The 26,300-nt window shown below is 70.5% G+C and carries 16 protein-coding genes and 1 tRNA gene; 12 read left to right on the forward strand and 5 right to left on the reverse strand.

Annotation, left to right across the window (positions count from 1 at the left end; translation table 11 throughout):
- Positions 1-71 precede the first annotated feature (71 nt).
- From LHP98_RS06865 to LHP98_RS06875, 3 genes are read left to right on the forward strand one after another with little or no spacing between them, the layout of a single operon-like run.
- Positions 72-2,243, forward strand: a complete 2,172-nt coding sequence (locus LHP98_RS06865; protein WP_227251783.1) for a peptidase domain-containing ABC transporter — start codon at positions 72-74, stop codon at positions 2,241-2,243.
- Positions 2,240-3,559 (forward strand): HlyD family type I secretion periplasmic adaptor subunit, encoded by a 1,320-nt coding sequence (locus LHP98_RS06870; RefSeq protein WP_227251784.1) that lies wholly within the window; start codon positions 2,240-2,242, stop codon positions 3,557-3,559. The genes LHP98_RS06865 and LHP98_RS06870 overlap by 4 nt, the downstream gene beginning before the upstream one ends.
- Positions 3,560-3,589: 30 nt before the next feature.
- A complete protein-coding gene (locus LHP98_RS06875; RefSeq protein WP_227251785.1) occupies positions 3,590-4,189 on the forward strand; it encodes a class I SAM-dependent methyltransferase in 600 nt (199 codons plus the stop codon).
- Between the two features lie 103 nt (positions 4,190-4,292).
- On the opposite strand, the gene LHP98_RS06880 is transcribed toward LHP98_RS06875, so the two are convergent.
- Positions 4,293-14,210, reverse strand: coding sequence for a beta strand repeat-containing protein (locus LHP98_RS06880; protein WP_227251786.1), 9,918 nt, complete (start codon positions 14,208-14,210; stop codon positions 4,293-4,295).
- A gap of 311 nt (positions 14,211-14,521) precedes the next feature.
- Between LHP98_RS06880 and LHP98_RS06885 the strand changes: the two genes are divergently transcribed.
- Positions 14,522-16,399: a tetratricopeptide repeat protein gene (locus tag LHP98_RS06885; protein ID WP_227251787.1), complete on the forward strand. Its 1,878-nt coding sequence runs from the start codon at positions 14,522-14,524 to the stop codon at positions 16,397-16,399.
- Positions 16,400-16,618: 219 nt separating this feature from the next.
- On the opposite strand, the gene LHP98_RS06890 is transcribed toward LHP98_RS06885, so the two are convergent.
- The 3 genes from LHP98_RS06890 to LHP98_RS06900 all read right to left on the reverse strand — a co-directional run bounded on the left by LHP98_RS06890 (position 16,619) and on the right by LHP98_RS06900 (position 17,329).
- Positions 16,619-16,801, reverse strand: a complete 183-nt coding sequence (locus tag LHP98_RS06890) for a hypothetical protein (RefSeq protein WP_227251788.1) — start codon at positions 16,799-16,801, stop codon at positions 16,619-16,621.
- 175 nt (positions 16,802-16,976) lie between these two features.
- Positions 16,977-17,156 (reverse strand): hypothetical protein, encoded by a 180-nt coding sequence (locus LHP98_RS06895; protein WP_227251789.1) that lies wholly within the window; start codon positions 17,154-17,156, stop codon positions 16,977-16,979.
- Positions 17,156-17,329, reverse strand: coding sequence for a hypothetical protein (locus LHP98_RS06900; protein WP_227251790.1), 174 nt, complete (start codon positions 17,327-17,329; stop codon positions 17,156-17,158). Before LHP98_RS06900 ends, LHP98_RS06895 begins: the two co-directional genes overlap by 1 nt.
- A 312-nt stretch (positions 17,330-17,641) precedes the next feature.
- On the opposite strand from LHP98_RS06900, the gene LHP98_RS06905 reads away from it, so the two are divergent.
- Both LHP98_RS06905 and LHP98_RS06910 read left to right on the forward strand, forming a co-directional pair.
- Positions 17,642-20,074 carry a DEAD/DEAH box helicase gene (locus LHP98_RS06905; protein WP_227251791.1) on the forward strand — a complete coding sequence of 811 codons (2,433 nt, stop codon included), beginning with the start codon at positions 17,642-17,644 and terminating at the stop codon, positions 20,072-20,074.
- 138 nt (positions 20,075-20,212) lie between these two features.
- Positions 20,213-21,466: a DNA polymerase IV gene (locus tag LHP98_RS06910; protein WP_227251792.1), complete on the forward strand. Its 1,254-nt coding sequence runs from the start codon at positions 20,213-20,215 to the stop codon at positions 21,464-21,466.
- A gap of 2 nt (positions 21,467-21,468) precedes the next feature.
- On the opposite strand, the gene LHP98_RS06915 is transcribed toward LHP98_RS06910, so the two are convergent.
- Positions 21,469-22,347, reverse strand: a complete 879-nt coding sequence (locus tag LHP98_RS06915) for an N-formylglutamate amidohydrolase (protein WP_413687543.1) — start codon at positions 22,345-22,347, stop codon at positions 21,469-21,471.
- A gap of 184 nt (positions 22,348-22,531) precedes the next feature.
- On the opposite strand from LHP98_RS06915, the gene LHP98_RS06920 reads away from it, so the two are divergent.
- The 6 genes from LHP98_RS06920 (at position 22,532) to petB (ending at position 26,300) form a co-directional block, all read left to right on the forward strand.
- A tRNA-Val gene (locus LHP98_RS06920) sits at positions 22,532-22,606 on the forward strand.
- A 76-nt stretch (positions 22,607-22,682) separates the two neighbouring features.
- Positions 22,683-22,808, forward strand: coding sequence for a type B 50S ribosomal protein L36 (gene ykgO / locus LHP98_RS06925; RefSeq protein WP_023666132.1), 126 nt, complete (start codon positions 22,683-22,685; stop codon positions 22,806-22,808).
- Positions 22,809-22,892: 84 nt separating this feature from the next.
- The gene (locus LHP98_RS06930) at positions 22,893-23,525 is read left to right on the forward strand and encodes an FMN-binding negative transcriptional regulator (protein WP_227251793.1); all 633 of its coding nucleotides are present in this window, start codon (positions 22,893-22,895) and stop codon (positions 23,523-23,525) included.
- 86 nt (positions 23,526-23,611) lie between these two features.
- Positions 23,612-24,217: a glutathione S-transferase gene (locus LHP98_RS06935; protein WP_227251794.1), complete on the forward strand. Its 606-nt coding sequence runs from the start codon at positions 23,612-23,614 to the stop codon at positions 24,215-24,217.
- A 182-nt stretch (positions 24,218-24,399) separates the two neighbouring features.
- Positions 24,400-24,966, forward strand: a complete 567-nt coding sequence (gene petA, locus LHP98_RS06940; protein ID WP_227251795.1) for a ubiquinol-cytochrome c reductase iron-sulfur subunit — start codon at positions 24,400-24,402, stop codon at positions 24,964-24,966.
- An 11-nt stretch (positions 24,967-24,977) separates the two neighbouring features.
- A complete protein-coding gene (petB, locus tag LHP98_RS06945; RefSeq protein WP_227251796.1) occupies positions 24,978-26,300 on the forward strand; it encodes a cytochrome b in 1,323 nt (440 codons plus the stop codon).

The raw sequence follows: 26,300 nt of genomic DNA on the forward strand, positions 1-26,300 counted from the left end.
ATGCTGGCACGCTTCGCGGCCCAGGCGACGGCCTTCACCGCGCGTTAATCCTGCTGCGGCTAGGGTCCGGCATGACCGCCGAGAACCCGAAGCAGATGCGCGCGATGGGGGCGCAGGGCCGCAGGCTCAGCGCGCTGCGGGCCACCTTTCTGGTGGCCAGCCATCACGGCGTGGCGCTGCGCCCGGAAGACTTGCCCGACCTGACCGACGACATGGAGACTAGCGTCGTCACGGCGCTGCGCAAGGCAGGGTTCCGCACCCGCGTGATCGAGGATTGCACCTGGGACACCGCGGCCGATCTGGGCACTGCCTACCCGGCGCTGGTGCCGCTGGACGATGACAGTTGGCTGATCCTGGTCCTGGTGGTCAGCAAGGACGGCGCGCCGATGGCCGCCGTGCTGGACCCCGCGCGTGAGGCCGAGGGCATTCGCCTGATCCCGCGGGCCGAGTTCCTGGCATTGTGGCAATACCGGCTGGTGCTGGTGCAGCCCGCCCCGCCGCCCGCCAGCGACGAGCGGCCGTTCGGTCTGGCGTGGTTCCTGCCTGCCCTGGCCGCGCAGAAGGCGGCGCTGGCGGGGGTGGCGGTCGCGGTGCTTGCGGGCAACCTGATCTCGTTCGGGCTGCCGCTCCTGTTCCAGTCGATCGTCGACCGGGTCATCGCGCATTCGGCCTGGAACACGCTGTGGACCATCACCGCCGTCTTCGTGGTGCTGGCCAGCTTTGACGCCGGTTTCACCTATGTCCGCCAGCGCCTGATGCTGATCGCGGGCGGCAAGGTCGATGCCATTGTCGGCGGGCGCACCTTCGCGCACCTCCTGTCGCTGCCGCTGTCGGTGTTCGAGACCATCCCGGCCGGGGTGCTGACCCGCCACATCCAGCAGACAGAGAAGATTCGCGCCTTTCTGACCGGGCGGCTGTTTCAGACCGTTCTGGACGCGGCCTTTCTGCCGCTGCTCTTGCTGCTGCTGGCGATGATCTCGCCCACGCTGACCGCCATCGTACTGGGCTTCGCGCTGGCCATCGCGGGCTGCATCGGGGCGCTGCTGCCGGTGTTCCGCAAACGCCTGAATGCGCTTTACGCGGCCGAAGCCGAACGGCAGGCGCATCTGGTCGAGACGTTGCACAACATGCGCGCCGTCAAGTCGCTGGTACTGGAGGGCGCCCGCCGCAAGGTCTGGGAAGACAGCCTTGCCGGGTCGCTGCGGCGGCAATGGGACGTGGGGGCGATAGGTGCACTGGCTGGCGCGGCGACGGGCTGGCTGGAAAAGCTGATGCAGATCTCGGTCGTGGCTTACGGCGCCGTGCAGGTGCTGGACGGCGCGCTGACGGTGGGGGGGCTGGTGGCGTTTCTGATGCTGGCGGGCCGCGTCTCGGGGCCGCTGGTGCAGATCGTCGGGCTGATCAACGAATACCAGGAGGCCGCGCTTTCGGTGCGGATGCTGAAAGGCGTGATGGACCACCGTCCCGAAAAGGGCGCCCACAATCGCCCCGCCCGGCATGAGATCACCGGCCGGATCGCCTTTGACCAGGTGACCTTCAGCTATCCGGGAACCACAAGCCCGGCGCTGGACCGCGTTTCGCTGGACATCCAGCCGGGCGAGATTGTCGGCGTGGTCGGTCGGTCGGGGTCGGGCAAGACCACGCTGACGCGGCTGATCCAGGGCATCGAGACGCCCTCGACCGGGCTCTTGCGGGTGGACGGGGTGGACATCCGCCAGATCGACCTGGACCACCTGCGCCGCAACATCGGCGTCGTGCTGCAGGAGAATCTGCTGTTCCGCGGCACCATCCGCGACAACATTGCCATGGCCCGCCCCAGCGCCGCGCCCGAGGAGGTGGCGCTGTCGGCCCGCCTGGCCGGGGCCGAGGATTTCATCCGCCGCCTGCCCTTGGGTTTCGAGACGAAGATCGAGGAGGGCGGGTCGAATTTCTCGGGCGGGCAGCGCCAGCGTATCGCCATCGCGCGGGCGCTGATGAGCGCGCCGCGGGTGCTGATCTTCGACGAAGCCACCTCGGCACTGGACCCGGAATCCGAGCAGGTGGTGAACCGCAACCTGGCCGCCATCGCGCGCGGCCGCACGGTGATCGTGGTGTCGCACCGGCTGTCGTCGTTGGTGCGGTCCGACCGGATCGTGGTGATGGACCAGGGCCGCGTGCTGGACATCGCCCCGCATGACGTGCTGCTGACGCGCTGCGACGTCTACCGCCAGCTTTGGGCCGCGCAGACGGAGCACATGGGATGAGTGCCGCCTTCCGCCCGCCGCGCGTGGCCCCCGAGGCGCTGGCCTTCCAGGGCGACCTGGACCGGCTGATCGTCGAGCCGCCGCCGCGGGCGTTGCGCGCCTGGCCGGTGCTGAGCGCCGGGCTGCTGGCGGCGCTGGTCGGCCTGTCGGCGCTGCTGCCGCTGGACATCGTGGTCAGCGCCAGTGGCGAGCTGGCCGCCGACGCGCCTCCGGTGGTGCTGAAGCCGATGGCACGCGCAGTGCTGGCCGAACTCCTGGTCCGCCCCGGCGACCGGGTGCGAGAGGGCCAGGTGCTGGCCCGGCTGGACCCGACGCTGCCCGACGCCGACCGCGCTACGCTACAGGTGGAACGCGACGATGTTGCCGCCCGGATTGCACGGCTTGAGGCGGAACTGGCCGGCACCCCGCTGGCAGAGGGCAGCGCCGAGGACTCCTTGCAGGGGCCGGTGCTGGCCAGCCGGGCCGACGTGGCCCGGGCGCGGCGAGCGCGGCTGGCCGAGGCGGTCCTGGCACTTGAGGAAACGCTGGCGGCGTTCGAGGCCCAGACCTCGGCGCTGGAAGACCGGCTTGCCATCGCGCGCGAGCTGGAGGCGGGCCGTGAGGATCTGGCCGCCCGCCAGTTGGCACCCGCCACCGAGGCCCTGGCCGCCCGCTCGGCCCGGCTGGCCGCCGAGGGCGAGCTGGCCGCACATCACGCCCGGCTGGCCGAGATTCGCCGCGCCTTGACCGATGCCCGCGGCCAGGTGGCCGAGTTCGACCTATCGCTGCGGCAAGAGGCGACCGAGGCCCTGCCGCCCTTGCGCCTGCAGTTGGCGCAGCTGGATGACGCTCTGTCCAAGGCCAACCGGCTGATGGAGCTGTCGACCATTCTGGCGCCGCGCGATGCGGTGGTGATCTCGGTCGCACCCGGCGGCGTGGGCGCGGTGATCGCCGAGGGCGAACCGCTGATCGCGCTGATCCCCAGCGACGCCACGCTGATCGCCGAGATCGAGATTCCCTCCTCCGAGGTCGGCCGCGTTGCCCCGGGCGACCGCGTGGCGCTCAAGATCGACGCCTTTCCCTGGCGCCGCAACGGCGAGGCGACGGGACGGCTGGACAGCATCAGCCCGGCGACGCTGGCCGCCGCGGCAGGCACCGCCGCCAGCCACCCGGCGCGGGTGACCCTGGCCACGGCGCCCGATGCCCTGCCCCAAGGCGCGGCACTGTTGCCCGGCATGACGCTGACAGCGGAAATCCGGACCGGCACCCGCACGGTGCTGCAGTTCTTCCTCGACCCGCTGCTGCGCGGGCTGACCGAATCCCTTCGCGAACCCTGACCCGACACCACTGCCAGAAAGGCCCCCAGCATGACCCTTGCCACCGATATCTCGACCGCCGCCGCCAGCCCGGTCGCGCAGCCCCGCGTCCTCCATGTGGGTTGCGGCGCGGCCCACCCCGACAAGCTGCCCGAGGCGTTCTTTCCGCGCGGCGTCTGGGCCGAGGTCCGCCTCGACATCGACCCGGGCGTCGCGCCCGACATCGTGGCCTCGATCACCGACATGGCGGTGGTGCCCACGGCTTCGGTCGATGCGGTCTGGTCGGCGCACAACCTGGAACACCTCTGGGCGCATGAAGTGCGCCTCGCCCTGGCCGAGTTCCTGCGGGTGCTGCGGCCCGGCGGCTTTGCGCTGGTGACCATGCCCGACCTGCAGCAGGTGGCGGCGCTGGTGGCCGAGGGCAACCTTGAAGGCCCGGCCTACATGTCGGCGCTTGGGCCGATCGCGGCCATCGACATGCTGTACGGCTTTCGCCCCGCACTGGCGGAGGGAAATGCCTTCATGGGCCACCGTTGCGGCTTTACCGCCGTCTCTCTGACCGCGCACCTGCAGGCGGCGGGCTTTGCCGATGTCCGGGTTCAGCGCGACGGCGGCTATGCGCTTTGGGCCACCGCGGTCAAGCCGGCCTGAGCCGGGCACGACGTGGCCGAAACGATAGGCCCGCCTTTCCGGCGGGCCTTTTGATTTTCGTGCAGGGGTGGGGCGCGGGGCAACCGCCCCGCGCCCGGACCGATCAGAGGAACAGCGCCGAGATCTGCGAGGTGCTCATCACCGCAACCTGCGCCGTGGTGAAAGCCGAGGTCTGCGCAGTGCTGAGCGCCACGATATCCTCGGTCTCCAACGCCGGGATCTGGTCCAGCGTCAGCCCTGCGATCTGCGCCGTGGTCAGCGCCGTCATCTGCGCCGTGGTCAAGGCGGTGATCGCATCATTCGACAGCGCGCCGATCTGCGCTGTGGACAGGCGGGCGATCTGCGTGGTGGTCAGCGCCGCCACCTGATCCGAGGTCAGCGCCGCCGTCTGGGTCGAGGTCAGGGCAGCGATCTGCGCCGTGGTCAGACCGCGCACCGCCGAGGTGGCCAGCGCGGCCAGATCCTCGGTCTCCATCGCAGCGATGGCAGCGGTGGACAGCACCGCCACCTGGGCTGAGCCCAGCGCGCCGGCCTGGTCGGCCGTCAGCGCCACGACGTCATCGGTGCCAAGGCCAAGGATGGCCGCCGCCGTCAGCGCCGCCACCTGTGCGGTGGTCAGGCCAACCACCTGGTCGCTGGAGAGGGCTGCGACCTGGGCCGAGCCCAGCGCCGCCACCTGCGCGGTGGTCAGCGCGGCGATCTGGTCGGTGCTGAGCGCCGCATAGTCCGCGGTTTCCAGCCGGATGACCTGCGCGGTGGTCAAGGCCGCCAGCTGGTCGGGCGTCAGCCCCGCCACCTGCGCGGTGGTCAGCGCCACCACCTGCGCGGTGGTCAGGCCCTGCACAGCATCAGTGGTCATTGCGGCCAAATCCTCGGCCTCCAGCACCGAAATGTGGCCAGTGGAGAGCGACGCGACCTGAGCGGCGGTCAGCGCTGCCGCCTGGTCCGAGGTCAGCGCGACGACGTCATCGCTGCCCAGACCCTGCATGGCGGCCGTGGTCAGCGCCGCGACCTGGTCGGGTGTCAGCCCGGCGATCTGGTCAGAGCCCAGCGCCGCGACCTGGGTCGAGCCCAGGACCGCCACCTGCGCCGTGGTCAGCGCCGCCAGCTGGTCGGTGGTCAGCGCCGCAAGATCGGCCGTTTCCACGGCGCCGATCTGCGCGGTGGTCAGCGCGGCAAGCTGCTCGGCCGTCAGGGCGGCAACCTGCGCGGTGGTCAGCGTCACCACCTGCGCGGTGGTGAGCGCCTGGATCGCCGCCGTCGAGAGGGCGGCCACATCCTGCGCCTCGATCGCCGCAAGAATGGCAGTGGTCAGGTTGCCCGCCTGCGCGGTGGTCAGCGCCGCGGCCTGTTCGACGGTCAGTGCGACGGCGCCTTCCGTGGTCAGCCCCAGCAGCGACCCGGTGGACAGGGCCGCGATCTGCTCGGGCGTCAACCCGGCAACCTGGTCGGTGGTCAGCGCGTGGATCTGGGCCGAGGTGAGAACGCCCACCTGGGCCGAGGTCAGCGCCGCGAGTTGCCCGGTGGACAGGGCGGCAATGTCGGCTGTGACGATCCGCGACACCTGCGCGGTGGTCAGCGCCGCCACCTGCTCGGCCGTCAGAGCAACGGCCTGATCGGTTGTCAGCGCGGCAATCTGCGCCGTGGTCAGGGCGGCCACCTGATCGGTGGTCAGCGCCGCCACCCGGTCGGCGCCAAGGGCCGCGACCTGCGCGGTCGAGAACAGCACCAGTTGCCCGGTCGACAGGCCAGAGACCTGATCCACCGTCAGCGCCGCGGCATCCTCGGTCGCCAGGGCGGCGATCTGGGCGGCGCCCAGCGCCTCAAGCTGGTCAAGGGTCAGGGCCGCGGCCTGATCCGACGACAGCGCGGTGATCTGCGCCGTCGTCAGGCGGGCCACCTGCGCGGTGGTCAGCGCGGCGACCTGGCCGGTGGTCAGCGCGGCCGCCTGGGCGGTGGTCAGCGCCACGACCTGGGCGGTGGTAAGCGCGGCGACCTGATCGGCGGTCAGTGCGGTCAGATCTTCGGTCTCAAGCCGGGTAACCTGGGCGGTGGTCAGCGCAGCCACCTGGGCGGTGGTCAGCGCCGCCGCCTGATCCGAGGTCAGCGCCACGACCTGCGCCGTGGTCAGGCCGCGGATCGCCGCGGTCGTGAGCGCGGCAAGGTCGGCGGTCTCCATTGCTGCCAGGGTCGCCGTGGTCAGCGCCGCGAGCTGCGCGGAACTGAACGCCGCCGCCAGGTCTTCGGTCAGCGCGGCCACATCCGAGGCCTCAAGGCCCCGCAGCGCCGCCGCGGTCAGCGCTGCCGCCTGCGCAGGGGTCAGCGCCGCGATCTGGTCAGAGGTCAGCGCCTCGACCTGGGCCGAGGTAAGCACCGCCGCCTGCGCCGTGGTCAGGGCAGCAATCCGGTCGGTCGCCAGAGCGGCGATATCCTCAGCCTCCAGCCTGGCCACCTGGGCGGGGGTCATGCCGGCCAGCTGGGCGGTGGTCAGTGCGGCCACCTGGTCAGAGGACAGGGCGACGATCTGCGCCGTAGTCATCTGCGCAACCTGGGCGGTCGACAGGCCGGCGATCTGCGCGGTCGAGATCGCTGCGACCTGATCGGTGGTCAGCGCCGCGACCTGCGCATTGGTCAGCGCGGCCAGTTGCGCGCTGGACAACGCGGCGATGTCGGAGGTTTCCAGCCGGGCGATCTGGGCCGTGGTCAGCGCCGCGACCTGCGCGGTGCCCAGGGCCGCGACCTGCGCGGTGTCCAGCGCAACGATCTGGGCCGTGGTCAGTGCCGCCGCCTGCGCGGTGGTCAGACCGGCCAGCGCGGCCGAATCCAGCGCAGCGATCTGCGCCGTGGTCAGCTTGACGGCCTGCGCGGTGGTCAGCGCGGCCAGTTGCGCGCTGGACAGCGCGGCGATGTCCGACGTCTCGACTTCGGCAAGCTGCGCGGTGGTCAAGGCGGCGATCTGCGCGGTGGTCAAGGCGGCCACCTGGGCGCTGTCCAATGCCACGACCTGCGCCGTGGTCAGCTTTGACACTTGCGCGGTGGTCAGTGCGGCAAGATCCGCCGTTTCAAGGGCGGCGATCTGCGCAGTCGTCAGCTTTGACAGCTGCACGGTGGTCAGCGCCGCCGCCTGCGCGGTGGTCAGCGCGGCGATGTCCTCGGCGGCGAAGGTGGCCAGTTGCGCCGTGGTCAGCCCGGCTATTTGCGCCGTGGTCAGCGCAGCGACCTGGTCAGAGGACAGCGCTTCGGCCTGGGCGGTGGTCAGCTTGGCCAGTTGTGCGGTGGTCAGGGCGCCGATCCGGGCGGCCGTGATCGCACCGATCTGGTCAGTCGAAAGCGCCGCGATCTGCGCGGTGGTCAGCGCCGCAAGATGGGCGGTGGACAGCGCGCCGATCCCGTCGGTGGTCAGCCCACCCACCTGCTGCACCGTCAGCGCCGCCACTTGGGCGGTGGTCAGCGCGGCCACCTGTTCGGTGGTCAGCGCGGCGACCTGCGCGGTGGTCAGGCCCTTCAGCGCCGCCGTGGTCACCGCGGCAAGGTCCGCCGTTTCCATCGCCGCCAAGGTCTCGGCCGCCAGCGATTGCAGCTGCGCCGAAGACAAGACCGCCGCCTGCGCGGTGGTCAGCGCCGCAGCATCGGCCGAGTCGAGACCGGCCAGAGCCGACACCGTCAGTGCGGCCACTTGCGCGGTGGTCAGCGCGGCCACCTGGCCAGAGGTCAGCGCGGCAATCTGGTCGAAGGTCAGGGCGGCCGCCTGCGCCGTGGTCAGCGCGGCCACCTGCGCGGTGGTCAGGGCGGTGACATCCTCGGCCTCCAGAGCGGCCACCTGAGCGGTGGTCAGCGCCACGACCTGCGCGGTGGTCAGCGCCACAGCCTGGCCGGTGGTCAGCGCGGCAACCTGCGCCGTGGTCAGGCCGCGCAGCGCCGAGGTGGTCACGGCGACAAGGTCCGCCGTCTCCATCGCCGCAAGGGCGGTGGGCGAGATCGCTGCAATCTGAGTGCTGGCGAGCGCCGCCGCCTGGGCGGTGCCCAAGGCAGCGATGTCGGCGGTTTCCAGCCCCGCCAGCGCGGCCGGGCTGAGCGCCGCGACCTGCGCGGTGGTCAGCGCCGCCGCCTGCGCGGTGGTCAGCGCCTCGACCTGCGCCGAGGTCAGCGCGGCGGCTTGCGCCGTGGTCAGCGCAGCGACCTGTGCGGTGGTCATGGCGGCGACATCCGCCGCATCCAGCGCGGCGATGCGGTCGGCGGCAAGGCCGGTCAGTTGCGCCGTGGTCAGCGCCGCGACCTGGTCAGAGGTAAGGGCCGCTGCCTGATCGGTGGTCAGTCCGGCCAATGCTGCCGAGGTGATGGCGGCAAGGTCGGCGGTCTGTAGCGCGCCCACCGCATCCAGCGACAGGGCGCCGATCTGGGCGCTGGTCAGCGCCGCGGCCTGCGCCGTGGTCAGCGCCACGGCCGCGGCCGAGCCAAGGCCGGCCAGGCCAGCCGCGGTCAAGGCCGCAACCTGGGCCGCCGAAAGCGCGGCCAGCTGGGCGGTGGTCAGCGCAGCGACCTGGGCACTGTCCAGCGCCGCCACCTGCGCGGTGGTCAGCGCCACCGCCTGCGCGGTGGTCAGCGCCGCAACCGCGGCGGTGCCAAGGGTGGCGACCTGTGCGGTGGTCAGCGCGGCCGTCTGCGCGGTGGTCAGCGCGGCCACCTGTGCGGTGGTCAGCGCGGCCACTTGCGCGGTGGTCAGGCCGCGAAGGGCCGCGGTTCCCATGGCGGCAAGGTCCGCCGTCTCCAGCGCCGCCACCGCGGCAGTGGTCAGTCCGGCCAGCTGGGTGCCGGTCAGCGCCGCCGCCTGTGCGGTGGTCAGGGCCACGGCATCCGCCGTCTCAAGCCCGGCCAGCGCGCCGGCGTCCAGCGCGGCGACCTGCGCAGTGGTCAGCGCGGCCACCTGCGCGGTGGTCAGCGCGGTGACCTGGGCGCTGGTCAGCGCCGCGACCTGGGCGCCGGTCAGCGCCGCCGCCTGCGCGGTGGTCAGTGCGGCAACGACCGCCGTCGCAAGGCCTTCGACTGCCGCCGTGGCGAGCGCGGCCACCTGATCAGAGGTCATCGCCGCTGCCTGAGCGGTTGTGAGCGCCGCCGCCTGGTCGGAACCCAGGCCGCGCAGGGCGGCAGTGGTCAGGGCCTCGACATCGGCGGTCTCGAACGCGGCGACTTGCGCGGTGCCCAGCGCGGCCAGTTGCGTGCTGCTCAGCGCCGCCGCCTGGGCGGTGGTCAGCGCGACGATATCCGCTGCGGCCAGCCCGGCCAGGGCTTCGGCGTCCAAGGCGGCGACCTGCGCCGTGGTCAGCGCGGCCACCTGGGTGGTTGACAAGGCATCAAGCTGGGTGCTGGTCAGCACCGCCGCCTGCGCGGGGGTCAGTGCGGCCAGCTGCGCCGTGCCCATGGCCCCGACATCGGCCGCATCCAGCGCGGCTATCGCCGCGGTCGACAGCGCGGCGACCTGTGCAGTGGTCAGCGCCGCCACCTGCGCCGACGACAGCGCCGTGGCCTGGGCCGCCGTAAGGGCCCGGATCGTTGCCGTGCCCAGCGCCGCAAGGTCTGCCGTTTCCAGCGCGGCGACCGCCGTGGGCGACAGGGCGGCCAGTTGCGTGCTGCTCAGCGCGGCCGCCTGGGCGGTGGTCAGCGCAACAACATCCGCCGTCTCAAGCGCCGCCAGCGCGGCCGTGGACAGCCGCGTCACCTGCGCGGTGGTCAGGGCAGCCACCTGGGCGGTGGTCAGCGCGACGATCTGCGGCCCGCTCAGGACCGGCACCTGCGCGGTGGTCAGGGCGGCCACCTGGACGGTGGTCAGCGCCTCGATCGCTGTGGTGGACAGGGCGGCCACCTGGGCGGTGGTCAGCGCGGCCACCTGCACCGTGGTCAGCGCCGCCGCCTGCGCGGTGGTCAGCGCGGCGACCTGCGCCGTCGTCAGGCCCCGGACCGAGGCGGTGGAAAGCGCGGCAAGATCCGCCGTCTCCATCGCCGCCAGAGCGGCGGGGCTGAGCGAGGCGATCTGGGCGCTGGTCAGCACGGCGGCCTGCGCGGTGGTCAGTGCCGCGATGTCGGAGGTTTCAAGCCCGGCAAGGGCGGCAGTGGTCAGGCCGCTGACCTGCGCAGTGGTCAGTGCAGCCACCTGGGCAGTGGTCAGCGCGGCGATCTGGGCGCTGGTCAGCGCCGCCATCTGCGCCGTGGTCAGGGTTGCAACCTGCGCGGTGGTCAGCCCACCGATGCCCTCGGCCGCCAGCCGGGCCACCTGCGCGGTGCTCAGCGCGCCGATCTGCGCCGTGGTCAGCGCGGCCACCTGGCCGCTGGTCAGCGCGGCGGCCTGCGCCGTGGTCAGCCCGCGGATCGCCGCGGAGGACAGCGACGCAAGGTCGGCCGTCTCAAGCGCGGCCAGCGTCGCGGTGGACAGCGCCGCGACCTGACCGCTGGTCAGCGCGGCGGCCTGCGCCGTGGTCAGCGCCACGGCCTGCGCCGAGCCAAGACCGGCCAGCGCGGCCGAGGTCAGCGACGGCACGCGCGTCGTCGCCAGTGCGGCGACCTGATCGGTGGTCAGGGCGGCCACCTGGCCGCTGCTCAGCGCTGCAACCTGCGCTGCGGTCAGCCCTGCAACCTGCGCCGTCGTCAGCGCCGCGATCGCCGCGGTCGACACCGCGCCCACCTGCGCCGCGGTCAAGGCCGCCGCCTGCGCCGTGGTCAATCCGGCAACCTGGGTCGGGGTCAGGGCCGCCACCTGGGCTGTGGTCATGGCCCGCAGTGCCGCGGTCGACAGCGCCGTCAGATCCGCAGCCTCCAGCGCCCCGATGTCATCTGTCCCAAGCCCGGCCATCTGGGCCGTTCCCAGGGCCGCCACCTGGGCCGACGTCAGGGCGGTGAAATCCTCGGCCTGCAAGGCGGCAAGGTCGCCGGTGGTGATCGAGGCGACCTGCGCCGTGGTCAACGCCGCCACCTGATCCGAGGTCAGTGCCTGCATCTGCATTGTCGAAAGCGCGGCGAACTGGGCCGTCGAAAGCTCCGCGACCTGCGCTGTGGTCAGGGCGGCCACCTCGGCCGAACTGAGTGTGGCCAGCTGTGCCGTGCTCAGCGCCGCAATCTGCGCCGTGGTCAGCGCGGCCAGCTGGGTCGAGGACAGGGCAGCGAATTGCGAGACGTTCAGTGCCGCAAGCTTCGCGGTGGACAGCGCGGCGACGGCGCCGGTGCCCAGGGCGGCAACCTGTGCGGTGGTCAGGCCGGCCAGCTGCGATGTGGTCAGCGCCGCCGCCTGCGTTGCGGTCAAGGCCGCCACTGCGGTGGTGGACAGCTTCGACAATTGCGCGCTGGAAAGCGCCACGACCTGCGCCGTGGTCAAGGTCGACGCCTGCGCGCTGGTCAGCGCCGCCATCTGCGCGGTGGTCAGCCCTCGCAGCGCCAGCGTTCCCAGCGCGGCAAGGTCCGAGGTTTCCATCGCTGCCAGCGATGCCGTCGTCAGCGCAGCCAGCTGCGCGCTGGACAGCACCGCCGCCTGCTGTGTGGTGAACGCAGCAAGATCGGCCGATTCAAGGCCTGGCAGCGCCGCCGCCGACAGCTTGGCGACCTGCACGGTGGACAGAGCCGCCACCTGCGCGGTGGTCAGCGCCGCCACCTGGGCGCTGGTCAGCGCGGCGACCTGCGCCGTGGTCAGGCCGGCCACCTGGCCGGTAGACAGCGCCGCGATGGCCGCTGTGGAAAGGCCCGCGATCTGGGCGGGCGACAGGCCGGTCAGCTGGGCCGAGCCAAGGGCCGCGATCTGCGTCGTGGTCAATCCCGCGATCTGGGCGCTGGTCAGCACTGCCGTCTGCGCCGTGGTCAGCGCAGCAAGCTGAGCGGTGCTCATCGCAGCAAGGTCCGTCGCCTCGATCCCGACGACGGCGGAGGTCGACAGCGCGGCGATCTGCGCCGTGGTCAGCGCCGCCACCTGAGCGCTGGTCAGGGCCTTCGCCTGTGCGTTGCCAAGTCCGCGGACTGCCGCCGTTGCAAGCGCGGCCAGGTCGGCGGTCTGCATCGCCCCAATGGCGCCACTGCCAAGTGCTGCAACCTGTGCGCTGCTCAGCACCGCCGCCTGCGCGGTGGTCAGCGCGACAATTGCGGCACTGCCAAGGCCGGTGATCGCACCAGCGGCCAAAGCGGCGACCTGGGCGGTGGACAGCGCCGCGATCTGCGCCGTGGTCAGGGCCGCCGTTTGCGCACTGCGCAGCAGCGCCACCTGTGCCGTGGTCAGCGCCGCCACCTGCGCCGTGGACAGTCCGGCCAGATCGGTCGGGTCGATGCCTGCCACCGCTCCGGCCTGCAGCGAAGCGATTTGCGCCGTGGTCAGGGCCGCCACCTGTGCGCCGGTCAGCGCCTTGGTCTGCGCGGCCGTGAAGCCGCGAACCGCCGCCGTTCCCAGCGCGGCCAGGTCTGCTGTCTGCATTGCTCCGATGACGTTGGTTCCCAGCGCGGCCACTTGCCCGCTGGTCAAGGCGGCTGCCTGTGCTGTGGTCAGCGCCGCAAGGTCAGCGCTTTCCAGACCAACCAGGGCCGCTGCAGTCAGCGCAGTCACCTGCGCCGTGGTCAGCGCCGCGACCTGCGCCGTGGTCAGCGCCGCAACCTGGGCGCTGGTCAGCACCGCGATCTGCTTGGTGGTCAGGGCCGCCACCTGGGCGGTGGACAGGCTGGCAAGATCGGCCGGGTCGATTCCCGCCAGCGTGGCCGGCGCCAACGCGGCGATCTGCGCCGTGGTCAAGGCCGCCACCTGGGTGCCAAGCAAGGCCTTGGCCTGGGCGCTGGTCAGCCCCTGCACGGCCGCCGTTCCCAGCGCGGCCAGGTCCGCCGTCTCGATCGCCCGGATCGTGGCGGTGCTGATCGCCGCAACCTGGGCACTGGTCAACGCCGCCGCCTGCGCCGTGGTCAGGGCCGCAAGATCGGCGCTTTCAAGCCCGCGCATGGCTGTGGCCGACAGCGCCGCCACCTGCGCGGTGGTCAGCGCCGCCGCCTGCGCCGTGGTCAGCGCGGCCATTTGGGCCGAGCCCAGTTGCGCCACCTGGGCGGTGGTCAGCGCCGCCACCTGTGTCGTCGAAAGGGCGGCCATCGCCGCAGTGGACAGCTTGGACAGGGCCGTGGGCTGCAGCGCGGCGATCTGCGCCGTGCTCAGCGCCGCCGCCTGCGCACTGGTCAACACCGCGGCTTGCGCCGTCGTCATCCCGGCGACCGCCGTGGTGGTCAGCGCCGCGATATCCGCCGTCTCGATCCGCGCGAAGGCGGGCGCCGTGATTGCAGCCACCTGTGCGCTGCCCAGCACCGCCGCCTGCGCCGTCGTCAATGCCGCAATGTCGTTGGAGGCCAGCCCGGCGAAGGCTGTCGCTCCGATCGCGGCGACCTGTGCCGTCGTCAGCGCCGCGACGTGATCCGAAGTCAGCGCCGTCACCTGCGCACTGTTCAGCGCCTTGATCTGGGCGGTGGACAGCGCAGCGACCTGTGCTGTGGACAAAGCGCCGATCCCGGCCGTGGTCAGCTTGGCGACAGCGGCGGTGGACAGCGCCGCCATCTGGCCCGTCGTCAGCACGGCCACCTGTGCGGTGGTCAGCGCCGCCGCCTGCGCCGAGGTCAGTCCGCGGACCGCGTCAGAGGTCAGCGCGGCAAGGTCCGCGGTCTCGATCTTCGAGATCACCGCGGTGCCCAGCGCCGCCACCTGCGCGCTGTTCAGCGCCGCCGCCTGCGCGGTGGACAGCGCAACAAGGTCTGCCGATTCCAGCCCGACCAGGGCCTTTGTCGCCAAGGCCGCGACCTGCGCCGTCGTCAGCGCAGCCACCTGTGCCGTGGTCAGCGCCTTGACCTGCCCGCTGGTCAGCACGGCGGTCTGCGTCGTGGTCAGCACCGCGACCTGGGTCGTCGTCAGCGCAGGGATCTGCGCCGTGGTCAGCGAGACGATGTCTGCCGTTGTCAGCGCCGCGATGGCGGCTGTGGACAGGGCGGCAATCTGGGCGGTCGTCAGGGTCGAGATCGTGGTCATCGCTGGCTCCGGAAAAAGGCGGCGTGCGCGCCAAACCGCCGGTTGAGCGGCAGGCGCAATACCGGCCTGTTCTGGCCAGTTCTTTCGCCGCCAGCCTTGCAGCGGAGGCTTAGCAATCGGTGAAAAATACCCCGGCATCTGCAGCCGGACGGCGGCATGATCGCGGAAGTCTCATCAAATTCTCATAAGATTGGCCCGGTCGTCAGCGACACCGGACCCAAGGCGCCGGGCGGAATTTACCCTTTCTGAAGGAACTTCGACTGATCTGTCGCCAAGGCGGTCAACCCCGCGCCGGCCCCGGAGAATCCTGGATGAACATGCCCTTCTCGCCTTCCCTTCCGCTGCCCGGCGATGCCGACCGGGTTGCCACGGCACTGGCCGCAAATGGCGGCATTCCGGCCGTTCCCCCTGCCGAATTCCCGCATTTCCTGCGCGCGGTGCAGGGGCTTGACCTGATGCCCCTCGTCCATCTGGCCGAGGCCGCCGGTCCCGGCGATGCCGCGCTGCTCTATGACCTCTGGCTGTCCGCGAACGGCGCCGCGCCCGCGGCCTGTGCGGCATGGTTCAACCTGGGCGTGCTGCGGATGCGGCTGGGCGATCCTGGCTCGGCGATCACCGCCTACCGCAAGGCGCTGGCGCTGAAGCCCGACCTGGCCGAAGCCGCCGTCAATCTGGGCACCGCGCTTGAGGCTGCCGGCGATGCCGAGGCCGCGCTGGCTGCCTGGCGTGCCGCGCTGCCTGCGCCGGCGCTGCGCCAGATCCTGCACAACCAGTTGGGCCGCGTCCTGGAAACCCAGGGCCGCATTGGCCCCGCGGCCGTGGAATTGCGTGCCTCGCTGCTGATCACCCCCGAGCAACCCGATGTGCAGCAACACCTGATCCACGCCCGCCAGCGGATGACCGCCTGGCCGGCCGAGGTCCTCGCCGTTCCGGGTCTGACCGACGCCGCCGCCGCGCGCAACTGCGGGCCACTCGCCGCTCTGGCTCTGTTCGATGACCCGCTCGAGCAGGCCGCCGCCGCCGCGCTGTGGATCGCGCGCAAGGTGCCGCTGCCGGGCGGCCCGCTGGCACCTTCAGGCGGCTACCGGCACGACCGGATCCGCATCGGCTATCTCTCCACCGACTTCTGCCGCCACGCCATGAGCTTCCTGATCGCCGAACTGCTCGAGCGGCACGACCGCAGCCGGTTCCAGGTCTGGGGCTACGACGCTTCGCCCGAGGATGGCAGCGACATCCGCGCCCGCGTGCTGGCGGCGCTGGACCGCCACGTGCCGATCCATGGCCTGACCGATGCCGAGGCCGCCGCACGCATCCGCGCTGACGAGATCGACATCCTGATCGACCTGAACGGCCTGACCAAGGGTGCCCGGCTGGAAATCCTGCGCTGGAAGCCGGCGCCGATGCAGGCCACCTATCTGGGCTACATCGGCCCGGTGCCGCTGCCGGAACTGGACTACATCCTGTGCGATGCCGTCACCATCCCGCCCAAGGAAGAAGCGGCCTACCACCCCCGCCCGCTGCGCATCGAGGGCTGCTACCAGGCCAACGACAGCACGCCGCCCGCGCTGCCCGCGGTGTCGCGCGTGGCCGAGGGACTGCCCGAGGGGGCCTTCGTCTTCACCTGCGTCTCGCATCACTACAAGCTGACGCCGGCGATGTGGGACAGCTGGTGCCGCATCGTTGCCGCGGTGCCGGACTCGGTGCTGTGGCTGATCGACGACAACCCCGAAAGCCGCACCACGCTGGCCGCCCGCTGGGCCGAAGCCGGGCTGGCGCCCGAGCGGCTGGTCTTCGCGCCCCGGGTGGACCCCGACCGTTACCGCGCCCGGCTGGCGCTGGCCGACCTGTTCCTGGACACCTCGCCCTACAACGCGGGAACCATCGCGTCGGACGCGCTGCGCATGGGGCTGCCGCTGGTCACGCTGCAGGGCCGGGCGTTCTCGGCCCGGATGGCATCCAGCCTGCTGGCCGCGGTGGGCCTGCCCGAAGGCATTGCCACCTCGCCCGCCGATTATGAGAGCCGCGCCGTACGGATCGCCACCGATCCGGCTTTGCATGCCCGGCTGAAGGCGCATCTTGCCGGCGGGGCCTGGAGCCGGACGCTGGGCGACTCCGCCGGCTTTGCCCGCAGGTTCGAAGCGGCGCTGGAACGGGGTCTGGCCGGGCTGCAACCCGTGCAGCCAGGGTAGCCTTGAGCAAAGGTTGCGCTTTGGCCGCAGTGCCCGTGTCGCGGCCGCAAGGAGATTGCGCACAACGCTCTCGTTCCGGGCAACGCCGGCGACAGCCCTTGCGCCCGGAAATGGATGGCGCGGTCTCGGTCAGGTCCTTGAGCGTCGTCCGGGGCGGCCGCACTGACCCCGAACGCATCGGCGCCGGCGGGCAGTCGACTGCGCCCGTCTGTCGGCGCGTCAGGTCTTGTCGGTGAGAGGGCCCTCGGGGGTTTGGGGCCGGTCGTCTTCCGGCTTGTCGGTGACGGCCTGAGAGCCAAGCCGCGTGAAGCTGGCGAAACGGCGCTTGGTGGGGCGCTTGGTGGCCTTCTGGCTGAGAAACTCGGTCAGGTTGAACGGGGGTTTCGAGACGTTGTAGCCCATGATGCGCTGGCCCTTGCCTGCAAGAGGAAAACGGGAAAAGCGGCGGGATTTCCCCGCCGCCTGACTTTCCGGCGGGTGATGCGAGCCGGTGCCGGCCGTTCCAATTGCTGAACCGCCTTGTCCGTCCCTACCGCCGGGAAACCTTTGCGCGTCGAGACACGCGCGTATCGAATCGTCAGGCCACGGTCGACTGTGGCACGGCAGCATAGCCGGTCCCCAGCGCGCCTTCGCCGAGGCGAATGAAGACCTGCGGCCAGCCTTCGTCCGGCGGGCGCAGGATACCGATGCCAGCCGACGCCAGCGCCCCATCACCGGGCCGAAGGCCGGGCAATGTGTTCGGGATGAGGACGGGCATCAGGACGGGCTGCGCTGAACGGGTGCGCGGGGCAGGTTGGCGGGCATGTCGCCAGCCTGATGCTGCCCGGGTTCGTCCGCATTCGGGGCGCGATTGGTGCCGGGGTCGGTTTGCGGCATCGTGTTCGGGGCCTTCGACGTGTCGTGGCCGGCCTTGTTGGAATCGGATCCCATGTCGGGGTCCTCCATGATGCCATAGGGAAATACCCTGCAGCTTGATCACATATGGGGACTCGGGGGCGGCAGAACGAGGGCGGCCCGGCAAGTATCGCGCAGGGCGAGGGGAACGTTGGGAAGTTTCTTTCGGGCGGCTTCGGGCGGTGGCCCGCGTCGGCTGGGCGGGCTATACAGGGCGGCTAAACCGGTGTAGGGCCCGCGCATGGCCTGAGGATTCCCGGGTCGTGCCCAATGGGAGGGGCGCGGCGGGGGCGATGAGGCCGATCTTGTGGCTTCATTGGCGGGGCAAGGCCCCGGACAGGACAGAATATGGACGATCTGGCGATTGCCGGGCCGCTGCGCGCGGCTTTGGCGGCAAAGGGCTATGCGGCGCTGACCTCGGTGCAAGAGGCTGTGCTGGTGCCCGAGGCGGCGGGGCGCGACCTGCTGGTTTCGGCGCAGACGGGCAGCGGCAAGACGGTGGCCTTTGGCCTGGCGATGGCGCCCGAGGTGCTGGGCAGCGTCGAGCGGCTGATGCCGGCGGAGAAGCCGCTGGCGCTGGTGATCGCGCCGACGCGCGAACTGGCCCTGCAGGTGAAGCACGAATTCGAGTGGCTGTATGCCGAGGCCGGGGTGCAGCTGGCCTCCTGCGTGGGGGGCATGGACTACCGCACCGAACGCCGGGCGCTGGACCGCGGGGCGCATGTCGTGGTGGGCACGCCGGGCCGGTTGCGCGACCACGTCGAGCGCGGGTCGCTGGACCTGTCGGCGCTGAAGGCCGTGGTGCTGGACGAGGCCGACGAGATGCTGGACATGGGGTTCGCCGAGGACCTTGAGTTCCTGCTCGGTTCGGCCCCTGCGGAAAAGCGGGTGCTGATGTTTTCGGCCACGGTGCCGAAAGAGATCGAAAAGCTGGCGCGGACCTATCAGCGCGAGGCGCTGCGGGTGGTGGCACAGGGCGAGGCACAACAGCACGCTGACATCGAATATCAGGCGGTCAGCGTCGCCAGCCGCGACAAGGAACCGGCGATCTTCAACCTTCTGCGCTTCCATGAGGCGCAGACGGCGATCGTGTTCTGCAAGACGCGGGCCAACGTGAACCACCTGTTCGCACGGATGGTGAACCGGGGCTTCCAGGTGGTGGCGCTGTCGGGCGAGTTGAGCCAGGGCGAGCGGATGCATGCCCTGCAGGCGCTGCGCGACGGCCGGGCGCGGGTCTGCATCGCGACTGACGTGGCGGCGCGCGGCATCGACCTGCCGGGGCTGGAACTGGTGATCCACGCCGACCTGCCGACCAACCCCGACACCCTGCTGCACCGGTCGGGGCGCACCGGGCGGGCGGGCCGCAAGGGCCTGTCGGTGCTGGTGGTGCCCTCGGCCGAGTTCCGCAAGGCCAACCGCATCCTGCAGGGGGCGAAGGTGACGGCGGAATGGGGCAAGGCCCCCACGGCAGAAGAGGTGCAGGCGCGCGAGGATTCGCGGCTGATGTCCGATGCGGTGCTGGCCGCGCCCGCGCCCGAGGAAGAGGCGCTGGTCGAGGCGATCCTGGACAAGCACGCGCCCGAAGCGCTGGCGGCGGCCTTCGTGCGGATGTGGCGCAAGGGTCGCGCGGCGCCCGAGGTGTTGTCGGACGAGCCGATGCCGGCGGCGGCGCCGCCGGTGCGGCCGCGGGGCGAGTTCGGGGCGGCGGTGTGGTTCCGGCTGTCGGTCGGCCACACCGGCCGGGCCGAGGCGCGCTGGCTCTTGCCAAAGGTCTGCGAGGCGGGCGGCGTGTCGAAGGATTCGATCGGCGCGATCCGGGTGCAGCAGGAGGTGACCTTCATGCAGATCGCCGAAGCCGCGGCGCCGCGGTTCGGGCAGAGCCTGGAGATCGAGCCGGGCCTGGTGATGGAGCGGATCGAAGGCGAGCCGGACCTTGCCCGCCCCGAGCGCGGCGCGCCCCGGGCCGAGGCCCGTCCGCCGCGACGGGACGAGCGGGAAAAGCCGCCCTACAGCCCGAAGCCTTCACGCTTTGTCGATGAGGGTGAAGCGGGCGCGGCGCCGGAAGCTGCGCCGCGCAAGCCTTGGGTGAAGAAGGCCGAGGGCGAGGACCGCAAGCCGTGGAAACCGCGCGAAGCGACCGCGGAACGCAAGCCCTACGCGCCGCGGGATGGCGACGCGCCGCGCAAACCCTACGCGCCTCGCGACGCTGACGCCCCGCGCAAGCCCTGGGCGCCGCGCGATGGCGATGCCCCGCGCAAGCCTTACGCGCCGCGAGACGGGGATGCTCCGCGCAAGCCCTATGCGCCGCGGGACGGCGATGCCCCGCGCAAGCCCTGGGTCGCCCGCGAGGGCGCCGAAGGCGCGGCAGCGAAAAAGCCGCGCTGGACGCCGGATGATCGGGCCGAGCGCGGCGAAGGCAGCGCCCCGGCCAAGGCGCCCTATCGCTCGACCGGGTTCAAGTCGCATGGTGGTGCAGCCGGCAAGCCGGCCCGCGCGGCGGGTTACAAGAGCCATGCTGCCGAAGGCACCGGCTTCAAGCCGCGCGCCGAGGGCGACCGGCCGGCGCCCAAGGGCGACTGGAAGCCGCGCGAGGCGCGGGCCGAAGACGGCGACCGCCCGCGCAAGCCGGGCGGGCCCAAGCCGGCCGGCAAGAGCTGGGGCACGAAAAGCAACGCCAGCGCCGAAAAACGCCCCTTCGCGACGAAGAAGCCGACGGCCCCGAAGACGGACCCGAAGGATACCTCGAAGCGGTTCACCCCGCCGAAGAAGCCGCGCAGCTGATCGGCGCGAAAGGGCCAACCCGCGCGCGGCAGGCCGTCCGGCCCGATCAATATCCGGGGGTCGCGCCGTGTCTTGCGCGACGCGGCCCCCCGGCCCTTTGTCCTTTGCGACCCAAGCGCGCACCGCTATCCTTGCGCCATGCCCGCCCTCTGCCGCGACTGCCTGACCCGTTTCGAGACCGGCGCGCGCTGCCCCGCCTGCCGGTCCCCCCGCATCGTGGCCCACCCCGAGCTGGACCGCCTTTCCATCGCCCACATGGACTGCGACGCCTTCTACGCCAGCGTCGAGAAACGCGATGACCCGGCACTTCGCGACCGCCCTGTCATCGTCGGCGGCGGCACCCGGGGCGTCGTCTCCACCTGCTGCTATCTGGCCCGCATCCAGGGCGTCCGCTCGGCCATGCCGATGTTTCAGGCCCTGAAGCTCTGCCCCGACGCCGCGGTGGTGAAGCCCCGGATGACGGTCTATGTCGAAGCCTCGCGTGCGATCCGGGCGATGATGGAGGCACTGACCCCCGCCATCGAGCCGCTTTCCCTCGACGAGGCCTTTCTCGACCTGACCGGCACCGCCCGCCTGCACGGCGCGCCGCCCGCCGTGTTGCTGGCCCGGCTGACCAAGGCGATGGAGACGGAACTTGGCCTTACCGGATCAATCGGTCTGTCGCACAACAAGTTCCTCGCCAAGATCGCCAGCGACCTGGACAAGCCGCGCGGCTTTTCCGTCATCGGAAAGGCCGAAACGCAGGCCTTCCTCACCTCAAAACCGGTCCGCATCATCTGGGGCGTCGGCACCGCGACGCAATCCGCCCTCGATGCCGCCGGCATCCGGACCATTGCCGACCTCCTTCGCTGGGACCGCGCCGATCTGGTGGCCCGCTTCGGCCACATGGGGGAACGCCTGTTCCACCTCGCCCGCGGCGAGGACAGCCGCCAAGTCAACCGCGACGAGCGGCCGAAGTCGATCTCGAAGGAGACGACCTTTTTCGAAGACACCTCTGACCCCGACCTCTTGGACGGGCACCTGTGGCGGCTGGCCGAACAGGTGGCCGACCGCGCCAAGGCCAAGGGATTGGCCGGCCGGACCGTTACCTTGAAGCTGAAGCGCGGCGATTTCCAGCTGGTCACCCGCCGCCACGCCCTGTCGGGCGCCACCCAGCTGGCAGACCGGATCTACCGCGCCGCCCGCGCCCTTTATGACCAGTCCGGGACGAAAGGCCCGTTCCGCCTGATCGGCGTCGGCATCGCCGACATCGTGCCGGAAACCGCGGCCGACCGGGAAGCAGACCTGCTGGACCCCGATGCCGACAAGCGCGCCGCGGCGGAACGTGCCACCGACCGCATCCGCGAAAGGTTCGGCAAGGATGCCATCATCAAGGGCCGTGCCCTGCGGTAGCGCTATTCCGCCGCCAGCGGCATCGCGCCGCGCAGACCGACCGTGATTTCGGCCATCACACCGGCCATCAACGCCCGGAAGGTTGCGAAATCCGACCTCGGCAGGATCCGCTGTTCGTCCATGTAAAGCGCACGGTCGATCTCGATCTGCACCACATGGGAATTGCGCGACGGTCGCCCGTAGGCCTGGGCGATGTAGGCGCCGGCAAAGGGCGCGTTGCGGGCCACCCGAAGGCCGGCGCCGGAAAAGGCCGCCTCAACCCGGTCCATCATGTCGCGCCCCGCCGCGGCGCCGAACCGGTCTCCCAGCACCACCTCGGGGCGGGCCTGACCCGGCCGCACATGGGCGTCGATCGCCTCGTGCGGCATCGAATGGCAATCGATCAGCAGCACCTCACCGAACTGCCGGTGGGTTTGTTCGACCAGCCCGTGCAGCGCCCGGTGATAGGGATGCCAGAAGCGTGCGATCCGCGCCTCGGCCTCGGCCAGCGGCAACTTGCCGGAATAGATCGCGCGGCCCCCCGCCACCACGCGCGGAATCACCCCCAGCCCCGAGGACACCCGCGGATTGTGCGGCGTGCGCGCCAGCCCCTCGATCACCGCGGGGTCCAGCTCGTCGGGCGCGCGGTTCAGGTCGATGAAGGCCCTTGGCACCCGGGCGGCCAGCAAGGGCGCCCCCAACTGTGGCGCCATGTCGAACAGGCGGTCAACGAAGGCGTCTTCCGAACTGCGGATCGTGCGCCGGTCCAGGGCCGACCGGGCAATGAACTCGGGCCGGTAGTCCGACCCGGAATGCGGCGAGGAAAACACCACGGCCGTGGTTTGCCGCGCGGGCCGGTGCAGGGCATAGACGTCGGACGGTGGGGCCGCGGGCAAGGTCACCTCGGGATCGGGGTCGCAGCGCGGCCCGGGACTTCGTCAGCCATGATATAGCGGCATTCGCGGCAAAGCCAAAACCTCTTGCGGCGGCAGGCGACTCTCAGTATAGACCGCCCACGCCGACGCGGACATCCCGCGTCCTTTTCGTTTGCGCGACGGGGACGTACGGGAATTCGCAAGGACAGGCGGGCGGTTAGCTCAGCGGTAGAGCACTACGTTGACATCGTAGTGGCCACTGGTTCGATCCCAGTACCGCCCACCATTCACCGCCTCTGGCAGCAGGGGCAAGGGTTTTCATCTGGCGCGAGGCTGCGCCGCGAAAGTAGGGAGGACCGACCATGAAGGTTGCCAACTCGCTCCGCTCGCTGAAGACGCGTCATCGCGATTGCCAGGTCGTGCGCCGCAAGGGCCGGGTCTACGTGATCAACAAGACGCAGAAGCGCTACAAGGCCCGCCAGGGCTGAGCACGCTTCCGGCAAGCCGGATCACCAAAGGGCCGCCCGCGGGACACCGGGGCGGCCTTTCTCTTGCCGGAAAGGAGCCGCGCCGTGCACCCCAACCCCGCCTTCCGCCAGGCATCGGCGCAGGAAAACCTGGCTTTCGCCCGGGCCAACGGATTCGGGATGCTGACGGTCAACGGTGGCGAAGGACCGTTGGCGGCGCATGTGCCGTTCCTGCTGGCCGGTGACGGGCTGTCGGCCGAGGTGCATCTGGCGCGGTCGAACCCGATCGCGCGGGCCGGGTTGCCGGTGCCGGCGCTGCTGGCGGTGCAGGGGCCCTGGGCCTATGTCTCGCCCGACTGGTACGGGCCGCATGAGCAGGTGCCCGATCAGGTGCCGACCTGGAACTACGTCGCCGTCCACCTGCGCGGCACGCTGCACTCCCTGCCGCCCGTGGCGCTGGAGCCGCATCTTGACGCGATCAGCGCCGAGCATGAGGGCAGGCTGCGGCCCAAGACGCCCTGGACCAGCGCGAAGATGAGCGATGGGGCGATGCAAAGGATGATGCGGGCCATCCTGCCGTTCCGGTTGCAGATCGAACAGGTCGACGGCACCTGGAAGCTGAACCAGAACAAACCCGCGGAGGTACGTGTCCGGGCGGCGGCGGCCCTGACCGGCTTGCCGGAGCCAGGCCGCCCGGAGCAGATCGCCGCACTGATGTTGGCGGCAAGGACGCCCTGAGCTGGCTGGTGGTCCGGATGGACAGTGCCGGACCGCACCCCTACCATCGGCCTTGCGCAAGCGGATGCGTTGCGGGAGGTGCCGGAATGAAACTCTATCACTCGACCACCTCGCCTTACGTGCGAAAGGTCATGGTTCTGGTCGCCGAGGCCGGGATTTCGGGTGTCGAGCTGGTGCATGCCTCGGGCACCCCGGTCGATCCGGGCACCATGCCGGTGGACCATAACCCGCTGGGCAAGATCCCCGCCCTGGTCACCGACGACGGCCACGCGATCTACGACAGCCGGGTGATCTGCCGCTATCTTGATTCGCTGGCCGGTGCCGGGCTTTACCCCGCGCCGCCCAGGCTGTGGGACACATTGACGCTGGAGGCCACCGCCGATGGCATCCTGGAGGCGGCGGTCCTGATGGTCTATGAGGCCCGCATCCGGCCCGAGGATCGCCGCTACGACCCCTGGACCGAAGGCCAGTGGGCCAAGATCGCCCGCGCCCTCGACGCACTGGAACAACGCTGGATGGACCACCTGGAAGGGCCGCTGGACATGGGTCAGGTCGCGGTGGCCTGCGCCCTGGGGTACCTGGATTTCCGCCACTCGGCCCGGGCCTGGCGGGCGGCTCATCCCGATCTGGCCGCCTGGGAGGCCGAGTTTTCAGCCCGGCCGTCGATGACGGCGACCCAGCCGGTTGGCTGATGGTGGTGCCCGGACTGCATTTTCCCGCTGAAGCCATCCGGAATCTTGCATATGTGCGTCTTTGTCCGCTGGACGCTGCGCCCGCCCTTGGCTACAAGCGCGCCCGCAGGCCTATGGGTAACCACAGGCCCCGAGTCTTTTTGGCTGCCCGTCCCTGGCGGCCGTGCAAGGGAGAAATGACCGTGTCCCACGCTGCAGACAACGAAGGCACACGCCGGGATTTCCTTTACTACGCCACTGCCGGGGCCGGGGTCGTTGCGACCGGCGCCGCCGTCTGGCCGCTGATCGACCAGATGAACCCCTCGGCCGATGTCCAGGCGATGTCTTCGATCTTCGTCGACGTCTCGGCGGTCGAGGTCGGCACCCAACTGACCGTGAAATGGCGCGGCAAGCCGGTGTTCGTCCGCCGCCGCACCCCGGAAGAGATCGAGGCCGGCCGCGCGGTTGATGTGAACACGCTGATCGACAAGACCGCCGAGAACCTCAACAAGCCCGGCGCCGATGCCAGCGACCAGAACCGGACGCTGGACGAAGCCGGCGAATGGCTGATCATGATCGGCGTCTGCACCCACCTTGGCTGCGTGCCGATGGGCAACGGCGCGGGTGAATTCGGCGGCTGGTTCTGCCCCTGCCACGGCTCGCACTACGATACCGCCGGACGCATCCGCAAAGGACCTGCCCCGCGCAACCTTGACATTCCGCTGGTGAAATTCACCGACGAAACCAACACAACCATCCTGCTGGGCTGAGGTCGAGACACATGTCAGGAATTCCGCACGACCATTACGAGCCGAAAACGGCACCCGAAACCTGGCTGCACAAGCGGCTGCCGATCATCGGGCTCTTGTACGACACCATCATGATCCCCACGCCCCGCAACCTGAACTGGATGTGGATCTGGGGTATCGTCCTGACCTTCTGCCTGGTGCTTCAGATCGTCACCGGCGTGGTGCTGGCGATGCACTACACGCCGCATGTCGACCTGGCCTTCGCCAGCGTCGAGCACATCATGCGCAACGTGAACGGCGGCCACATGCTGCGCTACCTGCATTCCAACGGCGCCTCGCTGTTCTTCTTTGCAGTGTATCTGCACATCTTCCGCGGCCTCTACTACGGCAGCCACAAGGCCCCGCGCGAGGTGACCTGGATCATCGGCATGCTGATCTACCTGGCGATGATGGCCACCGCGTTCATGGGCTATGTCCTGCCCTGGGGTCAGATGTCGTTCTGGGGCGCGACCGTGATCACCGGCCTGTTCGGCGCCATCCCCGGCATCGGCGAGCCGATCCAGGCCTGGCTGCTGGGCGGCCCTGCGGTGGACAATGCCACGCTGAACCGCTTCTTCTCGCTGCACTACCTGCTGCCCTTCGTGATCGCGGCGCTGGTCGCGGTGCACATCTGGGCCTTCCACACCACCGGCAACAACAACCCCACCGGGGTTGAGGTGCGCCGCACCTCGCGCGAAGAGGCCGAGCGCGACACCCTGCCGTTCTGGCCCTACTTCGTGATGAAGGACCTGTTCGCCCTGGGCGTCATCATGGTCCTGTTCTTCGCGGTGGTGGGCTTCATGCCCAACTACCTGGGCCACCCCGACAACTACATCGAGGCGAACCCGCTTTCGACGCCGATCCACATTGTGCCGGAATGGTACTTCCTGCCGTTCTACGCGATCCTGCGCGCCTTTACCGCCGACGTCTGGGTGGTGATCGCGACCAACTGGCTGACCTTCGGCATCGTCGACGCCAAGTTCTTCGGCGTGCTGGCGATGTTCGGCTCGATCCTGGTTCTGGCGCTGGCGCCCTGGCTTGACACCTCTTCGGTCAAGTCGGGCCGTTACCGGCCGATGTTCCGCTGGTGGTTTGCGCTTCTGGTGGTCGACTTCATCGTCCTGATGTGGTGCGGCGCCATGCCCGCGGAAGAGCCCTACGCCACGATCTCGCTGATCGCCTCGGCCTACTGGTTCGCCTACTTCCTGGTGATCCTGCCGCTCTTGGGCGTGATCGAGAAGCCGACCCCGCTGCCGGCGTCGATCGAAGAAGACTTCAATGCCCACTACGGCATCAAATCGACCCCGGCCGAGTGA

The organism is Rhodobacter sp. Har01, from assembly GCF_020564565.1.
Lineage (GTDB): Bacteria > Pseudomonadota > Alphaproteobacteria > Rhodobacterales > Rhodobacteraceae > Pseudogemmobacter.